The sequence below is a fragment of the Luedemannella flava genome, from assembly GCF_039528515.1.
Taxonomy (GTDB): Bacteria; Actinomycetota; Actinomycetes; order Mycobacteriales; family Micromonosporaceae; genus Luedemannella; species Luedemannella flava.
In genome coordinates, this window is record NZ_BAAALT010000331.1 from 1 (window position 1) to 991 (window position 991).

2 protein-coding genes are annotated in these 991 nt (G+C 74.1%); one reads left to right on the top strand and one right to left on the bottom strand.

Features of this window, described 5'->3' with window-relative positions; genetic code table 11:
- Nucleotides 1-522 (top strand): LuxR C-terminal-related transcriptional regulator (locus ABD211_RS33055; protein WP_344140454.1); only part of this gene is annotated, 522 nt, incomplete at its 5' end.
- On the opposite strand, the gene ABD211_RS33060 is transcribed toward ABD211_RS33055, so the two are convergent.
- Nucleotides 519-991, bottom strand: a 473-nt coding sequence (locus ABD211_RS33060; RefSeq protein WP_344140456.1) for a DUF4240 domain-containing protein, incomplete at its 5' end; no start/stop codon positions are given. The genes ABD211_RS33055 and ABD211_RS33060 overlap by 4 nt on opposite strands.

The window sequence follows — 991 nt, forward strand, 5'->3', positions numbered from 1 at the left end:
CCCGACGTGGTGCTCATGGACATCCGGATGCCCGGCGTGGACGGGCTCGCCGCCACCCGGCAGATCACCGCCGACCCGACGCTGGCGGGCACCCGCATCGTCATCCTCACCACGTTCGATCTCGACGAGTACGTGTACGAGGCGCTGCGCGCCGGCGCCTCCGGGTTCCTGGTGAAGGACACCGAGCCGGCCGACCTGGTGCGCGGCGTCAAGGTCGTGGCTGCCGGCGAGGCGCTGCTGTCCCCCGGCGTCACCCGGCGGCTCATCGCCGACTTCGCCGGCCGGGCGCCGGTCACCCCGCCGCCGGCGCTGGACGCGCTCACCGACCGGGAGCGCGAGGTGATGGCCCTGGTCGGCGCGGGACTGTCCAACGAGGAGATCGCCGCCCGGCTCGTGGTGAGCCCGGCGACGGCGAAGACGCACGTCAGCCGCGCGATGGTGAAGCTGGGCGCGCGCGACCGCGCCCAGCTCGTCGTGCTGGCGTACGAGGCAGGGCTGGTCCGCCCCGGCTGGGCGGCCTAACCCAGGAAGATCGCGGCGAGGCGCGGCAGGCGGCGGCGCATCTCGTCCTCGTCCTCGACGTCCCACCGGGCCCCGACCGGCTCGGTGATGACGCGGAGCGGGACGGCTTCCGGGGACGCCTCCAGCGCCTCGTTGAGCCCGTCCGGTTCGCCGGTGAGACGCTCGTACGCCCGGTGGGCCGCCCCGACGAAGTCCTCGTTCCCGATGAGCACGTCCCCGCCGTCGCGCACCGCCGGATGGTCGGCGAGCGAGTCCGGATCCGCGAGCGCGCGCTCGTACCAGTCCCGGCCGAGCGAGATGAGGCCGTCGCGGAAGTCCATGAACCCGTCGTCGGACCACCAGCCCTCGATGAGGAACGCCGCCGCCCACAGGTCGTACCGGTAGGCCTGGTCGCGCAGCTGCCACTGGCGCAGGGAGAACTGGACGATCTCGGCGGGCGCGCGGCTCACCAGCCGTTCCTCGCACGCGC